The following is an 18,591-nucleotide window of genomic DNA, read 5'->3' on the forward strand; positions in this document are numbered from 1 at the left end:
ATCCGGACAATTTAACATTTTATTTATTCGGCTCCAAATAATAATCTAGTGTGGGCAGCTATTTATCGTTAGCTTGTCCGACAATCGCGTACTTCCTCACCATTCCTCGTAATTGGTTGTAGGTTAACCCGAGTAATTCAGCAGCTTGCTTCTGATTGTACTTGCTCTGTTTTAAGGCTTGATTGAGTAGCTTGATGTCTTGCTGCTCCTGCCATGCTTTGTAATCCAACGGCAAAGAAAAAGCGCTATCAAATGAAGTATGGCTGTTGGACTGAGCATTGCCAGTTTCTGGGGTCGAATCTTGATCTGTTTTCCATGCTGGTTTGAATGGGTTAAACACCAAAGATTCAATAGGATATGGATTCTTACCATGCTGGTAGATCGCGCGCTCAATGACGTTTTTCAGCTCTCGCACATTCCCTGGCCAAGAGTACTCCAATAGCGATTCAACGGCTGATGGAGCAAAGCCGACAAACAACTCCAATTCCAATTCACGACACATCTTAATGGCATAGTATTCTGCCAATAACGTGATGTCCTCTTTGCGTTCACGAAGCGGCGGGATAGTAATTACATCAAACGCCAATCTATCGAGTAAATCGGCTCTGAATTCGCCTTTTAAAGCCATCTCCGGTAAATCGGCGTTGGTTGCACACACCAGCCTTACATTGGCACTCAAAGCTTTTTGGCCACCAACACGTTCATATTGTCCGTATTCGATAACGCGTAATAGCTTCTCTTGAACGGCAAGGGGAGTGGTAGCAAGTTCATCAAGAAACAGTGTTCCGCCTTCAGCTCTTTCAAAACGTCCTTGATGACGACCTTTCGAACCAGTAAAGGAACCCGATTCATGACCAAACAACTCAGAATCAATCAAACCTTCACTGAGTGTTGAACAGTTCAGCGAGATCAAAGGCTGATCCCAGCGTCTTGAAAGGTAATGCAGTCTTTGCGCGATCAACTCTTTACCTGTACCACGCTCACCAATGATCAGAATGGGCCTTTCAATTGGTGCGAGTTGAGAAACTTTATCTAAAACAGAGAGAAAGCTAGGTGATTCACCAATAAGATTCTGCTGCATAGCGGGTCCTTGTGTGAGCTGAGTGCTGGTGGAAGTAATTTAAGGGCTGTAGTGGTGAAAAATACCAATACTTGGTTAAATTCATCATAGCATGTATCGAGTTAATCACCATTTTATTGTAAGTGACTGATAATAAATGGCTTAAAAGTTGGCACGCTACTTGGATTAGTTATGGTAGGTTTAACAACAAACGTAAATTTGTGAGCAAGTGGATTGAGAATCGAATGACGATTTAAAACGCATTTGCCATCATTGTAATTAAGGAGTTCCTCATGGGTATTTTTTCTCGCTTTGCAGACATTGTAAATTCAAACATCAGTGCACTATTAGATAAGGCTGAAGATCCTGAAAAGATGATTCGCCTGATTATCCAAGAAATGGAAGACACGCTGGTTGAGGTCCGCACTAACTCAGCAAAAGCCATCGCAGACAAGAAAGAGCTAGCACGCAAAGTTGAAGCTATCGAAACTCAGATTCTAGATTGGCAAAATAAAGCGACACTAGCGCTAACTAAACAACGCGAAGATCTGGCGAGAGCTGCTTTGATTGAAAAGCAGAAACTTGAAGACATCATCAAGAGCCTTCACACAGAGCAAACTTTGGTTCATGAAACCATCGAAAAGCTAACCAGTGAGATTGGTAAGCTAGAAACTAAAATTGCAGAAACTCGTGCAAAGCAGCAAGCATTGATGATTCGTAATAATGCAGCGAGCAATCGTCGTGATGTTCAAAAACATCTGCATTCAAGCAAAACCAACGAAGCAATGGCGAAGTTTGAGCAATTCTCGCGTAAAGTGGATGAATTAGAAGCTGAAGCTGACGTTTACGCAAAAACAGGCAACGCAAAATCGTTAGACCAAGAGTTTGCCGAGCTACAAGCTCAAGACGAAATTGAAAAAGAGCTAGCGAAACTGAAGCAACAAGTTGAAAACCGCGATAAATAATTTAGGAGTTTTCTATGTCAACATTTCTAATTGCAGGTCCACTGATTGTCTTCTTGATCTTCGTGGCACCGCTATGGTTATTCTTACATTACCGCAGCAAGAAGAAATCCAGTAACGGTCTTTCAGAAACGGATCTTCAGCGCCTGCACAAGCTTTCAGCGCAAGCAGAATCGATGCAAGATCGTGTGAAAACACTAGAAAAAATACTGGATGCGGAGTCGCCTAACTGGAGACGAAACTATGAGTAGAGAACTGTATCGCGACCCAATCAACGGAAAATTGTCTGGCGTGTGTGCGGGCTTAGCGAACTACTTTGGTCTTGAAGTTTGGCTGGTTCGAATCTTAGTTATCTCTGCAGCACTGCTCGGTGGTAGTTTTCTGGTCTTGTTAGCGTATTTAGCTTTGACATTTATGCTTGAAAAACAACCACCTCAGTATGTGGATGAGATGAAAGCCAAACAAGAGCATACGCTGAAGCAAAAGCCTTGGGAAAAGGGGCAAACTGCGGAGTCTTTACTGGGCACTTTAGAGGGTGATTTCCAGAAGTTAGAGACCAGTGTCCGCAACATGGAAGCTTATGTCACCTCAGACACGTTTAAAGTGAATCGTGAATTTAAGAACATGTAGCGCTAAAACCTAAAAAAGATTAGATAACGGTTTAGGAAAATTTATTCCAAGCCGTTATTTTTTTTAATAATTTTCTCTAAATAAATCTTACGCCGACTGGTAAGTTACATGCGATTAATCTATGTTATAAAAATATTTATAGATATGGATGATCACCAATGTATAGAGCCTCCCTTGTCCTATTGACGGCCTTAGCTGGGTTGTCTGGGTGTGGTAAGGAGCTTCCTCCCGTACCTGAGCCTGAATCTAGACCCGCCAAACTCTTCACTGTCTCCGTTGGCAATAATGCCTTTGAACGTAGTTTCCCTGCCACCACAGAAGCTGGTGATAAAGCCGTTCTTGCGTTCCGTGTTCCTGGGTTACTTCAGACTATCGATGTCACATCGGGTCAACAGGTTACCAAAGGTGACAAACTTGCAACGCTTAACCCTGATGAATATCAGCTGTTAGAAAAGCAAGCAAGAGCCAACTTTAAACTTGCCGATGTTCAATACCAACGTTCGATTAAGCTGCGTAAAGACCGAGTGGTTTCAGAGCAAGATTTCGATCAAGCGAAAGCTAACCACAACTCGGCTAAAGCTGTCTTGAACCAAGCTAAAGCTAACCTGCGTTACACCACTCTGGTTGCGCCTTACGATGGAACGATTTCCATCATTCCTGCTGAGAACCATGAATACATCGCCGCGAAACAAGGTGTGATGAATATTCAAACTAATCAGATTCTTAAAGTCGTTTTCTTATTACCCGACCAACTTATCACGCGCTTTTCTTCAGGGTTTGAAACCGATGCAACCATGGTATTTGATGCGTTTCCTGAGAACCCTTACGTTTTGACTTTCCAAGAAGTTGATACCGAAGCGGATCCAAAAACGGGTTCATACAAGGTAACCATGGTAATGGAAAGACCAACCGATATCGGTATTTTACCGGGAATGTCTGGCACGGTAAGACTTGTTTCTGCGCAAGCTGCTGCGACCAAAATCCCTACGTCGGCAATGATAACTGATGGCGATGATGTGTCTGTATGGCGCGTAAACAACGACGGAATTGTTGAGAACGTAGCAATCGTTATTGATGAAAAACGCCACATCGTCTCTGGATTGAATGATGGAGACCGCATTGTCACTTCAGGCGTTAATGGACTTGAGCCGGGCGTGAAAGTCCGAGAGTGGATCAAGGAAAGGGGGCTATAACATGAAAACACTTAAAGTGGCCGCAGGGCTGTCGTGTTTAGCCTTACTTACAGCTTGTGAAGATAAACAAGTGGTAGAAGTGGATAACACACCCTTGGTTAAAGCTGTCGAGATTTCAGTCATCGATTTTAGCGACAAACTCTATTTCCCAGCGGTCGCAAATGCGGCTGAGAAAGCTCATCTTAGTTTTCGAGTGGCGGGTGAAATCTACAAGCTTGACGTTAAAGAAGGCGAACGAGTTTCAGCTGGTGACATCATTGCAGAGCTTGACCCGACCGATTATCAATTGGATGTGGACAACGCTCAGGCACGTTACACGGTAATCAACAGCCAATACAGACGTTCAAGTCCGTTGGTGAAGAAAGGGCTATTGGCTAAATCGCAGTTCGATGAAATCGCCGCGCAACGTCAGATAGCTTATGCCGAGTTAGAGCTTGCGAAACTGCGTTTGTCTTTCACTAATCTTCGCGCCCCAGTTGACGGGATTATTTCTCGTGTGAGTGTCGATCAATATGAAAATATTCAGGTAGGCCAACAGATTGTGAACATTCACAGTGTCGAGGATGTTGAAGTTGTGATTCAGCTCCCTGACCAAATCTATGTGAATCAACCGAATGAGACGCTACTTTCGAATGTTGAAGCTGTGGTGAGAGTGCCAAGCGGCAATGAATACACCGCTGGTATCAAGGAGTTCACCACTGAGCCGGATCCAAGCACGGGTACGTTCACGGTGACACTAGCTTTGCCGATGCCAGAAGACGATTTGATTCTTGATGGTATGGCCGTTGATGTGACTTCAAACGGAAGAGATATCGGTTTGGAACTAAAAGCTGGTGTACTTATCCCGATCGAAGCGGTATTCAATGCAGACGGTGATGAACTGGACCGTAAAAACTCTTATGTGTGGGTTCTTAACGACGACAAGACAGTCTCGAAACAACAAGTCGTGTTAGGAAAAGCAAACCAGAAAACATTGCAGATAATGAAAGGATTAGAAATGGGGCAGCATGTCGTTGTTGCAGGCGTATCGCGATTGCGAGATGGGATGACAGTGGAAGTATTGTCTCAGGAGACGAACAATGAGTGAAGTAAATAACAAGCCTCAAAATGACGATCAACAGGGTGATGATCAGATCACAGGTGTTGCTTCTTACTTTATACGTAACAAAGTCATTAGCTGGATGCTATCCCTGATCTTTCTTATTGGTGGTGTTTCTGCATTCTTTGGTTTGGGTCGTCTAGAAGATCCTGCCTTCACTATCAAAGATGCAATGGTTGTGACCTCTTACCCTGGGGCTACCCCTCAGCAAGTGGAAGAGGAAGTGACTTATCCACTAGAGAAAGCAATCCAACAGCTTACTTATGTGGATGAAGTGAACTCTATCTCAAGCCGTGGCCTGTCTCAGGTAACGGTAACGATGAAGAATAACTACGGCCCCGATGATCTTCCGCAAATATGGGATGAACTTCGTCGAAAAGTGAATGATTTGAAGGTCGAACTGCCGCCGGGTGTGAATGACCCTCAAGTTATCGATGACTTCGGTGACGTTTACGGTATTTTGCTCGCGGTAACGGGCGATGGCTACAGTTATAAAGAGCTGCTGGATTACATTGATTACCTAAGGCGAGAGCTGGAGTTGGTTGATGGGGTCAGTAAGGTCTCTGTTTCTGGCCAACAACAAGAGCAAGTATTCATTGAGATATCAATGAAGCGGATAAGCTCATTGGGTCTGTCTCCAAGCACGGTATTTAATCTTTTATCGACTCAAAACATTGTATCAAGTGCGGGTGCGGTAAGAATTGGCGACGAATACATTCGGATCCATCCAACGGGTGAGTTCCAGAATGTTGAACAGCTTGGCGATTTGATTCTGACTGAAGGTGGGGCTCAAGGTCTCATCTATTTGAAAGACGTAGCAGACGTCACTCGTGGCTATGTTGAAGTACCAAGTAATATCATTGGCTACAACGGTAAGCTTGCACTCAACCTTGGTGTCTCTTTTGCGCAAGGTGTAAACGTGGTTGCGGTGGGTGAAGCCTTTGATCGAAGACTTGCTGAGCTTAAGTACCAACAACCTGTCGGCATCGATATCTCTGAGGTTTACAACCAACCGAAAGAGGTAGATAAATCGGTAAGTGGATTTGTAGTGAGCTTAGGTCAGGCGGTTGCGATCGTAATCGTGGTTCTCCTGTTCTTCATGGGGCTACGTTCCGGCCTGTTGATAGGTTTGATACTGCTGTTGACCGTTTTCGGTACCTTCATTTTCATGCAGTACTTCAAGATTGACCTCCAACGTATTTCATTAGGCGCATTGGTTATCGCCTTGGGGATGCTGGTGGATAATGCCATTGTGGTGGTGGAAGGGATATTGATCGGCACGCAGAAGGGGCGAACCCGGATGCAGGCCGCCACCGATATCGTAACCCAAACCAAATGGCCGCTGTTGGGTGCAACCGTTATTGCGGTGACCGCTTTTGCGCCGATCGGCTTGTCTGAAGACTCAACCGGCGAATACTGTGGCACCTTGTTTACGGTTCTACTTATCTCACTCATGCTGAGTTGGTTTACAGCAATCTCAATTACACCATTCTTTGCTGACATGTTCTTCAAAGGTCAGAAGGTTGACCCTGATAACGAAGGCAAAGACCCATACAACGGGATGGTTTTTGTTATCTATAAAAACTTCCTTGAGTTCTGTATGAAGCGTGCGTGGCTCACCATGTTCGTTCTGATTATTGGTTTGGGTGCGAGTGTTTACGGTTTTGGTTTTGTAAAACAAGCCTTCTTCCCATCTTCTACTACGCCAATGTTCCAAGTGGATGTTTGGATGCCGGAAGGGACCGATATTCGTGCGACCAACACCAAGCTTAAAGTGCTTGAAGGTTGGTTAGCAGAGCAGGAAGAAGTTGAGCACATCACGACGACAGCAGGTAAAGGTCTACAACGTTTCATGCTGACTTACTCACCAGAGAAAAGTTATAGCGCATACGGCGAAATAACGGTTCGTGTGAAGAGCTATGAAGTGCTTGAAGGGCTGATGCTACGTTTCCGTGAACATGTAAATGGTCAGTTCCCTGAGATCGACTACAAGCTGAAACAAATCGAATTAGGCCCTGGTGGCGGTGCGAAAATTGAAGCGCGAATCGTAGGTTCTGATCCAACGGTATTACGTTCAATTGCATCTCAAGTGATGGAAATCATGCGTGCTGATGATGGTGCATTTAACGTTCGTCACGACTGGCGTGAAAGAACTAAGGTGTTAGAACCTCAGTTCAACGAAAGCCAAGCACGTCGTTACGGTATCACTAAGTCTGACGTAGATGATTTCCTAGCGATGTCTTTCTCTGGTAAATCGATTGGTGTGTACCGTGATGGTACTACGCTGATGCCTATCGTGGCTCGTTTGCCTGAAGATGAGCGTGTTGATATCCGTAACATCGAAGGCATGAAAATTTGGAGCCCAGCACTAAGTGAGTACATTCCACTGCAACAAGTAACGCTAGGTTACGAACTGGAATGGGAAGACCCGCTGATCATCCGTAAGAACCGTAAGCGTATGCTGACGGTCATGGCGGATCCAGATCTACTGGGTGAAGAAACGGCTTCGACTCTACAGAAACGCTTACAACCACAAATTGAAGCGATTGAGATGCCACCGGGTTACTCATTGGAATGGGGGGGTGAATATGAGTCGTCGGCAGATGCACAGGCGTCACTGTTTACAACCATGCCTCTGGGTTACTTGTTCATGTTCTTAATCACGGTGTTCTTGTTTAACTCGGTGAAAGAGCCTCTGATTGTTTGGTTAACGGTGCCACTCGCCTTGATAGGGGTGACGACAGGCTTGTTAGCCTTGAATACACCATTCGGCTTTATGGCGCTGTTGGGCTTCTTGAGTCTATCTGGGATGCTTCTGAAGAACGGTATCGTACTGCTTGATCAAATTGAGATTGAGATGAAGTCAGGTAAAGATCCATATCTAGCGGTTGTTGATGCGGCACTGAGTCGTGTTCGTCCGGTATGTATGGCGGCGATCACTACTATTCTTGGTATGATCCCTCTGCTACCAGATATTTTCTTCAAACCAATGGCAGTAACCATTATGTTTGGTTTGGGCTTTGCGACTGTACTCACGCTAATCGTAGTACCTGTGCTGTATCGTCTATTCCATAAAATTGAAGTGGCTTAACGCCAACTAACCTTTGAAATAATGCCCCTAATTGGGGCATTATTTTTATGTACGATTACTAAAAAGAGGCCATCGAGATGGAAGCAAATACAGTGGACAGAACATGTGCGTGGGCACTGAAACATGAGCTTGAAAGGGAGTATCACGATGCAGAGTGGGGCGTGCCTGTTTATGATGACCAAGTGTTATTTGAGTTCATTACGTTAGAAGGTGCTCAAGCTGGCCTGAGTTGGATTACGATACTCAAAAAACGCGAAGGCTATCGTGCTGCATTTGAAAACTACGAACTCAATAAGCTAGCTGCACTTAATGAAGACAATGTGCCAAACATCATTGAAAACTTCGATGTGGTTAAACATAAAGGTAAGATTGCCTCGGTTTACAACAATGCGCGTGCAACGCTTGAACTTCAGAAAGAGTTTGGGTCTCTATCTAATGCTTTATGGCAGTTTGTTGATAATAAGGTGATCGTAAATCAATGGACAGAGATGTCTCAAGTCCCGGCTTCGACAGAGCAATCCAAAGCGATGAGCAAGTTTTTGAAGAAAAGAGGATTCAAGTTTGTAGGAGAAACAATCTGTTACGCGTTTATGCAAGCAACAGGTATGGTTAATGACCATTTAGTTGGTTGTCCTTACAAATAAAAATGTTATTTATTGTCGCGAAATAATTGCGTGAAAATGGGAAAATTCACTGGTCATTTATAAACTATTCAATATCATATGCGACCGAATTAAAACCTAGAAGACGATAGTGAAACAACAAAGCTACCAAATTTGTGATGCTAGTTATGATCCCTTGCTAAGGCAGTTTGTGCGTGAAGATGGCCACGTAGAAACTATCGCGCCGTTAGAAGGTAAGGTGTTCCTGTTCTTGCTAGAGAATGCGGGTGAATGCATTGAACGAGGCCTGATATTTGATAGGTGTTGGGGCAATGTGATTGTCTCAGAACAAGCTCTCACCAATGTAATCTCCAAGATTCGCAAAACCCTTTCTCGAGTCACTTGTGGTTGTGCGACGATTCGTACCGTGAGTAAAACGGGTTATTCGCTTGAAATCAATGAGTCGGTAAAGCCTAGCAAAACTGAAGTTGTATCTTCTCCAGTGACGACAGAGGCGCGTGAATCAAACTCTTCGTCTGTCGCTCAAGAAACGTTGGTAGCAACTGAAACCTCTGCCGATGATAAGAAGACAACGGCAGAGGTTTCAGAACTCAATATTTCATCGAAGCAAGAACAGAGCTTAGCTGAGCTAGAGCCTTCAAATTCGAAAAGCAAAGCGCACCTCGTTAAAGCAGGTTATCTAGTCGCGTTGATTTGTGTAGTCGTAACGGCGTTCAACCTTTTCCAAACCTATTATGCGCCAATGCCTTATTTTGTTGATAAGACGGAATATCGAGATAGTTACACAGACAATACCAATCAATACTTTTTCCACATTGTTCACGATGAAGCCTATTCATTGCCAGCGATTACCCAAAAGCTTACGGATGTGTTGCCGAGTCACTGCAACGTTGACGTCTTTGTTCGTATTTACCCATCTGTTGATCAGCCTGAAAATGATGCTTTGTATATGTTGGTTCAAAGGAAGGATGGCGAGGCCCTCAATTACGGGGCGACGATTTTCAATGTCGAGACGTCTTTTGACTCATTTTCAGCTCATATGGAAAAGAGGAGCTACTTTTGCGATTAATTGGCTTACTCATTCTATTGGCAATTGCTGCAGCAAGCTTTTTGTTAGAACAGAACGCATTAGCGGGCACTCGCTGGCACTGTAAAACGCTAAAAACGGATTTCTTATCTCAGGCATTCCAACCGTATCAATCGCTTTATGAGCGAATGAGTATTACTTTTCAGTCTGACCAAACTTTTAGTATGAGAGAGTTTGTGACGATCACTGAGAAAGGCGGCAACGAAGGCACAATGGAAAATCTTTATTCCGGTTACTACGGTCTTGATGGGAATCATTTGTCGATGAGTATTATTGATGTGAGAACTGCCACTCCGTTTCATGATCCGATCATTAATCAGGAATACAGTGAGTACAAAGGGGTGACTATCGACTACTTGATCTTGGAGAAAGATCAGTCCCTGTATCTGTTTAATGAACACCGCTCAGAAATCTTCAACTGGACGTGCTTTAAGGTTCAATAATGAGCGCGTCAGTAATGGGACTGTAGACAACTGATAGGCAGAACTGAAAAAGGCAGGAATATCCTGCCTTTTTGCTTATTGAACCTAACGTGTCAGATTAAACCAGAGCGTTGTAACGTTCCAATCCAGCCTCTAGGTCTGCAATCAAATCATCGACATCTTCTAAACCGATATGAACTCGAATCAGAGTACCTTCGAAGTTTGGATTCGCTACCGTTCTTAAGCTATCAAAACTGCTTGGCTCGTTCGCTAGAATCAAGCTCTCGAAACCACCCCATGAGTAACCCATGCTGAAGTGTGTCATGCCATCAAGCAGTGCTGTCGTTGCTTTTGTGTTTGAGTTCTTTAGAACAAACGAGAACAGGCCATTGCCGCCGGTAAAATCTCGTTTGAAGAACTCATGACCCGGGCAAGACTCAAGAGCAGGGTGACGAACATGGTCAACCTCAGGGCGAGTTTCTAGCCATTTAGCGACTTTCAAGCTGCTCTCTGCGTGTTGGCGTAGGCGAACATCAAGAGTACGGATACCACGAAGACCAAGGTAAGCATCATCTGGTGAAACGCATTGTCCCATCAAGTAGCTCTGTTCACGCAGTTGATCCCAACATTTCTCGTTGGCTACCGCAGTGCCTAGCATGACATCTGAGTGACCCACTATGTACTTGGTCGCCGCTTGGATAGAGATATCAACACCAAAATCGAACGGTGAGAAGTTAACGCCTGCTGCCCATGTGTTATCTAGCATCACGATGATGTCGTGTTCGTGGGCAATACGCGCGAGCGTTGGAATGTCCTGGACTTCCATGGTGACTGAACCCGGAGACTCGGTAAATAGCACCTTAGTATTTGGCTTGATGAGATCTTGGATGCCTTCACCAATCGTTGGTTCGTAGTAAGTTGTCTCTACACCCATCTTCTTCATGATGGTGTCACAGAAATCACGCGTCGGTTCGTAACAGGTGTCGACCATCAGAATATGGTCGCCTGTTTCTACAAAAGAGAGAATGGCGTTAGAGATAGCTGCTGTACCACAAGGGTAGAGTGCACAGCCTGTGCCTCCTTCCACTTCCACCATGGCATCTTGGAAGGCGAAATGAGTGTTGGTACCACGACGTCCGTAAAAAAGTGTTTTGTTAGCGCGGTTAATCGTAGCTTTACGCTTCTCTTCCACTGAGTTGAATACGACAGTTGAAGCGCGCTGTACTGGTGGGTTAACGACACCATTGGTCCACTTCTTATCACGACCTGCGGTGATCAGCTTAGTGGTTTTGTTCTCGGACATGCTGTGAATTCCTTATCAATCGGTTATGTCCTATTTAAAACATGCCAATAGCCTTTAAAGCAAGAGGGGAGCGGGAGTTTTTACGCTTTTCTTTCGCTTTTTAACCTTTCACTTAATTAACGGTGAAAGGTTAAAAATTTACGGGAGGAAGTGATGAGCCGCAATTGACTCATCATAGGTATTACAGCAGAGGATTGAACAAATAGAACAATCTTTCAAAGAAGCGATTTCGCAAGTTTCTCTGTTCCCACTGTTCCAGTACTACTGGGTGAGATGATTCAATGTACGATTGTTGTAGCTCAGAGAGCTGTTGAGTGAAGTGCACGTCATCTACGGCTAGAGTCACTTCGAAGTTGAGCCATAGGCTGCGCATGTCGATATTGACCGTTCCGATTAAACAAAACTCTTCATCGATAACAACCGACTTAGTATGAAGAAGGCCACCGTAAAACTCGTAGATCTTCACGCCAGCTTCAAGTAACTCAGTATAGAAAGCACGAGAAGCCCACTTAACCATCAGTGAATCGTTGTTATGTGGAATGATGAGCTCTACGTTAACACCGCGTTGCGCTGTCATCTTCAGTGTCTCTAACAAGTCGGCGCTTGGGACGAAATAGGGCGTCGTGATACGTACAGAGTGATTCGCCTGATTGATCGCAATGGTGAGCACTTGTAGGATCAAATATTCCGGCATGCCAGGACCAGATGGCACGACTTGAACAGGGTGATGCGTCATGACCTCTTCAACTGGACATTCTGGTAAATCAGGAAGGATTCGTTCACCGGTTTCCACTTCCCAATCCCAACCGTGAATGGCGGATAACACGTTAACGGTCGGGCCTGTCACTCGAACCATCACATCAATCCACTGACCTACACCTGAACTCTGTTTGAAGTGAGCTGGGTCTACCATGTTCATTGAACCGGTATAGGCAATGGTTTCATCAATCACGATGATCTTGCGATGCTGTCTTAAATCTAAGCGTCGTAGGAAAATACGCCAAGGGCTCACTTCCAGTGCTTGCACAACGTGAACGCCCGCGTCTTTCATCATGGAGAGCCAGTGGCTTTTAAAAAAGCGCGGGCTGCCCGCAGAATCGAGCAAAACTTTAACATCGACACCACGTTTTGCAGCTCGAATGAGAGCAGAGGCAACCGAATCAGTGAGGCCACCAGGGTGCCAAATATAGAAAACCATCTTAATGCTGGTCTGAGCGTTTTCTATATCTTCGATAATTGCATGTAGGATCTCATTTGGTGAAGATTGCAGCGATAGGGTGTTTCCGCTGAGTGCAGGAATGCCCATTCGATTATTACAAAGCTCATCGATCTTGTGGATAGGAGAGCCGACCTTTCCTGGCAGGTGGAGCTGGCAATCATCGAGTTTTCTGAACCAATCGCCAAACGGAGTAAACATGCGATGTGCGCGCTCAGCCCTTTTTCTGCCAAGGTTTAGCTCACCGAAAAGGAAGTAACAAGCGACACCAACAATTGGGATAATGTAGATAACCATCAACCACGCGAGAGAAACACTCACAGAGCGTCGTTTTAGTACAACACGCAGTGTTACACCGGCTACGAGAACCCAGTACAACGCGACAGATGCCAAAGTTAAAAAATGGTAGAGCTTTTCCACATTGAATACTCGAAAAAAGAGACACTTAGATAGTAATGCTATTTTACGGATATGGGAATTTAAGGAATCAACTATTTACAAATTAGAGCTAAAGCTGTAAACAGGTTATAGTTGTTAAGTTTTGGTTAACTTAAGACGAAAACGATTGTTTTGTATGAAAACGCGGCATTTAACCATAAAAATTTACATTGGTAACGAAATATGTACGGTTCGGACTTCCAATTTTATTCTTAAACTGGTTTACTTGCTATATACGAGCGTCAATCAAATCTTTTAGATGTGTAAATTTTTTTATACATCTTATCTTTTAAAGACGCCACCCAAAGCAAAACACAACATCACATAACACAAAAGTTTGGAGTACACGTGGCTACTAGTAATACAACCACAACACCCCGCGATACCTGGGGTTCGAAGTTAGGATTCGTAATGGCTGCAGCAGGTTCTGCTGTTGGCTTAGGTAACATTTGGAAATTCCCATACACAGCAGGCGAGAGTGGCGGTGGTGCATTCGTTGCAATTTACCTGTTTTTCGTAATCTTCATTGGTTTCAGTGTCATGCTGACTGAATTTGCTATTGGCCGTCATACGCAAAAATCAGCAGTAGGTGCATTTAAAACAACTGACCGTCGTTGGACGTTCGCTGGTGTTATCGGCGTAGTGAGTGGTCTACTTATCATGGGTTTCTATCCTGTAGTAGGTGGCTGGTCTATCGCATACATCGGTAAAATTGCTGGTGGTCTACTAGACGCACCTGAAGCAATTGGTGACAGCTTCGGTGGCTTTATCTCAAACCCAGTTCAACCACTTATGTGGATGGGCCTATACCTACTACTTAACATTGTTATTGTTATGAAAGGTATTTCTGGCGGTATTGAGAAAGCGGGTAAGATCCTGATGCCACTTCTTTTCATCATCCTTATCGTGGTATCTATCAAAGGCATCATGCTTCCGGGTGCGATGGCTGGTCTTGAATTCCTATTCAGCCCTGACTTCTCTAAAGTAGACAGCGGTGTAATCCTAGCTGCACTAGGTCAAGCATTCTTCTCACTATCTCTTGGTATGGGTTGTATGTTGACTTACGGTTCTTACCTTAAGAAGAAAGAGAACCTAGTTCAAACGACAGCTATGGTTACTGCAATGGATACTGGTGTTGCTATCCTAGCTGGTGTTGCAATGTTCCCTGCAATGTTCGCATTCGGAATGGAGCCTGCAGCTGGTCCTGGTCTAGTATTCGTTGTTGTTCCTCAGCTATTCGCTGAAATGGGCGGCGTAGTTGGTCTTCTATTTGCTCTTATGTTCTTCGTTGGTCTAAGTGTTGCGGCACTGACTTCTTCAGTATCTCTACTTGAAGTTGTGGTTTCTTACCTAATCGATGAGAAAGGCATGAAGCGTGTAACAGCTGTACTGTCTGCAAGTGTAGTAATGGCGATTCTATGTATCTTCGCTTCTCTATCACTTGGTGGCTTCGGTCCAACACTGTTCGGTACTGGTGCGTTCGATATCTTCGACCTACTAACTGATAAGATCTTCCTAGCAGTTGGCGGTATGTTGGTATGTATCTTCGCTGGTTGGAGACTAAACCGTGCTGACCTAGAGAAAGAAATCACTAACGACGGTGAAGTATCTTTCCCATTATTCGGTCTATGGTACACACTAGTTAAGTACATCATCCCAGTAGCTATCGCTATCGTAGCGTTCATGGGTATCTCTTCTGGCTTCGACAGCGGTAAAGGTGCAATCATGCTACTAGGTATTGGTATTATTGCTGGCTCTGCGCTTATCTCTAAGAAGCTATAATCGCAAGCTAAGCAAATAACGAAAAAACGGGAGCCAATGGCTCCCGTTTTTTTTGGTTTAAATACTTAATTATTATCGAAAAATAAAAACCTTACATTCACTAAAGTTATCCGTCTGATAGCCGATATATTATTGGTTAGGGCTGCTTAGTCCGTATTTTAATTAGGTAGGTGTTGTGTGAAATTGTCAGTGAGAAAGAAACTGTATGCCGGTTTTGGGTCTATATTGGCGGTGCTTGTCACGTTAGTCGGTATTGTATGGATAGAAGTCATTGGGGCTCACAAGAGCGCTGATGAAATCAGAATGGATGATGTACCGGGTACCGTTACCTACCTTGTTCTGATCGATGAAGCTGGGGATGTCTACCGAGATGCGCTAGGTGCGATCATTCAGGTCGATAATGCACTTAATGACTACCGCTCGAATAAGAACGAATTTGCTCAAGCTATCGCGCAAGCAAAACGTATAGAAAGCAGAGGTTCAGAAGATCATCGCCGTATTGAGCGAATTGAAGATCTCATGGGGCGCTTCACTCAAGAATTTGAAGCGACACTCGTGCCTAAGATCAATGATGAATCAGAGCTACTTGCCAACATTCAACAGCTGCGTTCTCTGTACGAGAGTAACTTGATCCCAATTGAAAACTTGCTTGATCAAGCATCAGCAAGTGAGCGTGCCGATACAGAGCAATCACTGCTTACGCTAACTGATACGTTTACTACCATCGAGCGCACCATCATGGTGTTGTCTGCGATTGCGATCGTATTTGGTTGTGTAATTGCGTATGTGTTGTCTAGCTCTATTACCAACCGCCTAACTCGTGTTGAACAAGTCGCACGACGTGTAGCAAATGGTGACCTAACGGCAGGCGATATTATTGATGATTCTGGTGATGAACTGGCTGAACTGGCTAAGTCGATTAACCAGATGCAGAAATCATTGGTCGACCTACTGGGTTCTATCTCTTCAGTGACTCACCAAGTTCAATCGGTGACTGGCGAGCTATCGTCAATCAGCCAAGACATCGTGACGGGTGCATCAGCTCAGGCTGACAAAGCAAACCTGATAGCAACGGCTGCTGAAGAGCTAAGTTTGACCATTTCTGAAGTGGCTCAACAAGGTACTTCGACTTATGAAGAAGCACGCCGCTCTGAAACATCGGCAGAAGATGGCCGCAACGTGATTGTTGAGATGGTAGCGAGTATTCAACAAGTGTCGACTCAAATGAGCGATATGTCGTTGCAAATGAATACTCTGGGTTCTCACGGTGAGCAGATTGGTAGCGTTATCAAGGTAATCGAAGACATTGCTGAGCAAACTAACCTGCTAGCTCTTAACGCTGCAATTGAAGCGGCTCGTGCAGGTGAATTCGGACGCGGTTTTGCTGTGGTTGCTGATGAAGTACGCGCGTTAGCGGAAAGAACGACCAAAGCGACACAAGAAGTATCTGGCATCATTCAATCTATTCAATCTGGCACGCAAGAAGCGGTGACTTACACTCAAGATAACTGCCGTTTGGTGGAGATTGGTGTAGAGCAAAGCTCAGGTGCTGTTTCTGCCCTAGAAGCGATTGTAAGCGGTGCGGGTAATGTACAAAGCATGGTTAACTCTATCGCAACAGCAGCAGAAGAACAGACAGCTGTGACTAAAGAGATTGCGGCAGACATTACGGCGATCAGTGATATCTCTGAGCAGTCTTTGCAACTGGCGACACGCAGCTCTGAAAATACTTCAGGTTTGAATGCTAAGGTTGCTGAGTTAGAAGCACTGGTTGGTAAGTTCAAACTTGCTTAGTGCTTAGTCCGTATTCAATCGGAACTAAAAACTGATTACTGAAAGCGGACAAATAAAAGAGAAGCCCAATGATTCAATGTTAATTGAGTTAGTTGGGCTTTTTCGTAGCTGGAATCTGGGTTCAGACACGGTATACTCCACGTTCTACAATGGAGCTAGCCTTTACATGTTCGACATTCTTCTGAACCACTCTGATTTTTTACTTATCAATAAGCACCCTGGTGTCAGCGTCCATAAAGACGATGGCGATACTATGCTGCTTCAAGAAGTGGCTAAGGCAATCAATGAACCTAAGCTGTATCTCGTTCATCGCCTTGATAAAATGACCTCAGGCATTCTGCTGCTAGCAAAGAACTCTTCAGCGGCGAGTGAGCTTTCACAGCTTTTCGCAAAGCGTGAGGTGGAGAAGTACTACCTTGCGATTGGCTCTAAGAAGCCGAAGAAAAAGCAGGGTTTGATTTCTGGAGATATGGAGCGTTCACGACGCTCTAGCTGGAAGCTACTGACTAGTAAAGAAAACCCAGCGATTACCCAATTTTTATCAGCAACGGCTGAACCCGGTGAGCGCCTACTGTTATGTAAACCCTATACGGGGCGAACTCACCAGATCCGTGTCGCGATGAAGTCGATCGGTTCCGCTATTGTTGGTGACCCTATTTACAATCCATCGAGTGAGGCAGACAGAGGTTATCTGCATGCCTTCGCGATTCGATTTACCTATCAATCACAAGCCTACGAATATGTCTGCGACCCAAGGAGCTTAGACTCTTTAGGAGAGAAGTGGCATCAAGAAACCGTCTCTAACGGTTTGGACAGTTGGCTTGAACCTTGGTCATTAACTTGGCCAAAGCTAAACACTAAGTGAGTGAAATAATGGAAGCATCAGCTTTACCTCTGTTTTTTAGTCATATTGAACAGCAACTTAATGAAGTACCGAATGAACTGCGTCGTATCTTTCACGGACGTGGTAAGTTTTGGCCAGGTCTAGAGCAACTGACATGTGATTGGGTTGATGGGCAACTACTGGTTAACGTATTCAAAGAAGTAGATGATGAGTTCTTGTCATCTCTTAAAGCCGGATTGGTTGACTTGACCAATAAAGACATCTGGCAAGCAAAGCAGGGCACAAGTATTGTTCTGCAACACCGTTATGCTGATGGTGCGCCTTCAGAAGTGCTGTGGGGCGAGCTAAACGACTCTCCAGTCGTGGTTGAGCACGGTCTTAAATATCTGCTCGACATTGGCCGTAATCAGAACTTCGGTTTGTTCCTAGACATGCGTAATGGTCGCCAGTGGGTACAAGATAATGCCAATGGTAAGAATGTTCTTAACTTGTTCGCATACACTTGTGGCTTCTCTGTCGCAGCTATCGCTGGTGGTGCTCGTCAATGCATGAACGTGGACATGTCGCGAGGCTCGCTAAACAAAGGTCGCGATAATCACCGTTTGAATGACCACGACATGCGCTCGGTTAACTTCCTTGGTTACGATATTTTTAAGTCGTGGGGCAAAATCAAGAAAGGTGGTCCTTACGAGCTAGTTATTATCGATCCGCCTTCGTTCCAAAAAGGTAGCTTCGCTCTAACCAAAGATTACAAAAAGATCTTACGTCGATTACCTGAGCTTCTGACAGAAGGTGGTGAAGTGATTGCGTGTGTTAACTCGCCAGCGGTTTCTCCGAACTTCCTTATCGAGACGATGGCAGAAGAAGCGCCAAACGTTGAGTTTATTGAGCGCCTAGACAACCCGCCTGAGTTTGTCGATGTCGATCTTGATTCAAGCTTGAAGGTGCTGAGGTTTAAGATAAGCGCTTCTGCTGACGCTTAATTGTTTTTAAACTTCAGTTAGAAAAAACGCCGCTCATATTGAGCGGCGTTTTTGTATCTTGTTT

16 protein-coding genes are annotated in these 18,591 nt (G+C 44.7%); 13 read left to right on the forward strand and 3 right to left on the reverse strand.

The genetic code is table 11. The features are described 5' to 3' along the window. Positions 1 to 58 precede the first annotated feature (58 nt). Positions 59 to 1,081: a phage shock protein operon transcriptional activator gene (gene pspF, locus L0992_05830; protein XGB68208.1), complete on the reverse strand. Its 1,023-nt coding sequence runs from the start codon at positions 1,079 to 1,081 to the stop codon at positions 59 to 61. A gap of 272 nt (positions 1,082 to 1,353) precedes the next feature. On the opposite strand from pspF, the gene pspA reads away from it, so the two are divergent. From pspA to L0992_05875, 9 genes are all read left to right on the forward strand, one after another. Continuing rightward, on the forward strand, positions 1,354 to 2,025 hold the full coding sequence (pspA, locus tag L0992_05835; protein XGB68209.1) for a phage shock protein PspA: 672 nt from the start codon (positions 1,354 to 1,356) through the stop codon (positions 2,023 to 2,025). Positions 2,026 to 2,039: 14 nt separating this feature from the next. After that, entirely contained in the window at positions 2,040 to 2,273 is a 234-nt protein-coding gene (gene pspB, locus L0992_05840; GenBank protein XGB68210.1) for an envelope stress response membrane protein PspB, read from the forward strand. Continuing rightward, positions 2,266 to 2,652 (forward strand): envelope stress response membrane protein PspC, encoded by a 387-nt coding sequence (gene pspC, locus L0992_05845; GenBank protein ID XGB68211.1) that lies wholly within the window; start codon positions 2,266 to 2,268, stop codon positions 2,650 to 2,652. The genes pspB and pspC overlap by 8 nt, the downstream gene beginning before the upstream one ends. Positions 2,653 to 2,810: 158 nt before the next feature. After that, positions 2,811 to 3,845: an efflux RND transporter periplasmic adaptor subunit gene (locus tag L0992_05850; protein XGB68212.1), complete on the forward strand. Its 1,035-nt coding sequence runs from the start codon at positions 2,811 to 2,813 to the stop codon at positions 3,843 to 3,845. Between the two features lies 1 nt (position 3,846). Continuing rightward, complete coding sequence (locus L0992_05855; protein XGB68213.1) at positions 3,847 to 4,932, forward strand: efflux RND transporter periplasmic adaptor subunit; 1,086 nt, start codon at positions 3,847 to 3,849, stop codon at positions 4,930 to 4,932. Further along, the gene (locus L0992_05860; protein ID XGB68214.1) at positions 4,925 to 8,035 is read left to right on the forward strand and encodes an efflux RND transporter permease subunit; all 3,111 of its coding nucleotides are present in this window, start codon (positions 4,925 to 4,927) and stop codon (positions 8,033 to 8,035) included. Before L0992_05855 ends, L0992_05860 begins: the two co-directional genes overlap by 8 nt. 77 nt (positions 8,036 to 8,112) lie before the next feature. Next, on the forward strand, positions 8,113 to 8,679 hold the full coding sequence (locus L0992_05865; protein ID XGB68215.1) for a DNA-3-methyladenine glycosylase I: 567 nt from the start codon (positions 8,113 to 8,115) through the stop codon (positions 8,677 to 8,679). A 109-nt stretch (positions 8,680 to 8,788) separates the two neighbouring features. Then, positions 8,789 to 9,727, forward strand: a complete 939-nt coding sequence (locus L0992_05870; GenBank protein XGB68216.1) for a winged helix-turn-helix domain-containing protein — start codon at positions 8,789 to 8,791, stop codon at positions 9,725 to 9,727. Next, complete coding sequence (locus L0992_05875; protein XGB68217.1) at positions 9,718 to 10,188, forward strand: hypothetical protein; 471 nt, start codon at positions 9,718 to 9,720, stop codon at positions 10,186 to 10,188. Before L0992_05870 ends, L0992_05875 begins: the two co-directional genes overlap by 10 nt. 97 nt (positions 10,189 to 10,285) lie before the next feature. On the opposite strand, the gene L0992_05880 is transcribed toward L0992_05875, so the two are convergent. Together L0992_05880 and cls are read right to left on the reverse strand one after the other, a co-directional pair. Continuing rightward, the gene (locus L0992_05880; GenBank protein XGB68218.1) at positions 10,286 to 11,470 is read right to left on the reverse strand and encodes a cystathionine beta-lyase; all 1,185 of its coding nucleotides are present in this window, start codon (positions 11,468 to 11,470) and stop codon (positions 10,286 to 10,288) included. Between the two features lie 181 nt (positions 11,471 to 11,651). Continuing rightward, positions 11,652 to 13,106 carry a cardiolipin synthase gene (gene cls / locus L0992_05885; GenBank protein ID XGB68219.1) on the reverse strand — a complete coding sequence of 485 codons (1,455 nt, stop codon included), beginning with the start codon at positions 13,104 to 13,106 and terminating at the stop codon, positions 11,652 to 11,654. Positions 13,107 to 13,472: 366 nt separating this feature from the next. On the opposite strand from cls, the gene L0992_05890 reads away from it, so the two are divergent. From L0992_05890 to L0992_05905, 4 genes are all read left to right on the forward strand, one after another. Continuing rightward, positions 13,473 to 14,906: a sodium-dependent transporter gene (locus L0992_05890; protein ID XGB68220.1), complete on the forward strand. Its 1,434-nt coding sequence runs from the start codon at positions 13,473 to 13,475 to the stop codon at positions 14,904 to 14,906. Positions 14,907 to 15,083: 177 nt separating this feature from the next. Then, positions 15,084 to 16,700, forward strand: a complete 1,617-nt coding sequence (locus L0992_05895) for a methyl-accepting chemotaxis protein (protein ID XGB68221.1) — start codon at positions 15,084 to 15,086, stop codon at positions 16,698 to 16,700. 166 nt (positions 16,701 to 16,866) lie between these two features. Then, positions 16,867 to 17,565, forward strand: a complete 699-nt coding sequence (locus tag L0992_05900) for a TIGR01621 family pseudouridine synthase (protein XGB68222.1) — start codon at positions 16,867 to 16,869, stop codon at positions 17,563 to 17,565. 8 nt (positions 17,566 to 17,573) lie between these two features. Continuing rightward, the gene (locus L0992_05905; protein ID XGB68223.1) at positions 17,574 to 18,527 is read left to right on the forward strand and encodes a class I SAM-dependent methyltransferase; all 954 of its coding nucleotides are present in this window, start codon (positions 17,574 to 17,576) and stop codon (positions 18,525 to 18,527) included. Positions 18,528 to 18,591: the final 64 nt, after the last annotated feature.

The sequence above is a fragment of the Vibrio pomeroyi genome (assembly GCA_041879425.1).
Taxonomy (GTDB): domain Bacteria; phylum Pseudomonadota; class Gammaproteobacteria; order Enterobacterales; family Vibrionaceae; genus Vibrio; species Vibrio pomeroyi_A.

Excerpts from the sequence above, each read along its gene's own strand:
- L0992_05905 (XGB68223.1), top strand. The coding sequence starts at position 17,574 with ATGGAAGCATCAGCTTTACCTCTGTTTTTTAGTCATATTGAACAGCAA.
- pspF (XGB68208.1), bottom strand. The coding sequence starts at position 1,081 with ATGCAGCAGAATCTTATTGGTGAATCACCTAGCTTTCTCTCTGTTTTA.
- L0992_05860 (XGB68214.1), top strand. The coding sequence starts at position 4,925 with ATGAGTGAAGTAAATAACAAGCCTCAAAATGACGATCAACAGGGTGAT.
- L0992_05850 (XGB68212.1), top strand. The coding sequence starts at position 2,811 with ATGTATAGAGCCTCCCTTGTCCTATTGACGGCCTTAGCTGGGTTGTCT.
- L0992_05865 (XGB68215.1), top strand. The coding sequence starts at position 8,113 with ATGGAAGCAAATACAGTGGACAGAACATGTGCGTGGGCACTGAAACAT.
- pspA (XGB68209.1), top strand. The coding sequence starts at position 1,354 with ATGGGTATTTTTTCTCGCTTTGCAGACATTGTAAATTCAAACATCAGT.
- pspB (XGB68210.1), top strand. The coding sequence starts at position 2,040 with ATGTCAACATTTCTAATTGCAGGTCCACTGATTGTCTTCTTGATCTTC.
- L0992_05855 (XGB68213.1), top strand. The coding sequence starts at position 3,847 with ATGAAAACACTTAAAGTGGCCGCAGGGCTGTCGTGTTTAGCCTTACTT.
- pspC (XGB68211.1), top strand. The coding sequence starts at position 2,266 with ATGAGTAGAGAACTGTATCGCGACCCAATCAACGGAAAATTGTCTGGC.
- L0992_05900 (XGB68222.1), top strand. The coding sequence starts at position 16,867 with ATGTTCGACATTCTTCTGAACCACTCTGATTTTTTACTTATCAATAAG.
- L0992_05880 (XGB68218.1), bottom strand. The coding sequence starts at position 11,470 with ATGTCCGAGAACAAAACCACTAAGCTGATCACCGCAGGTCGTGATAAG.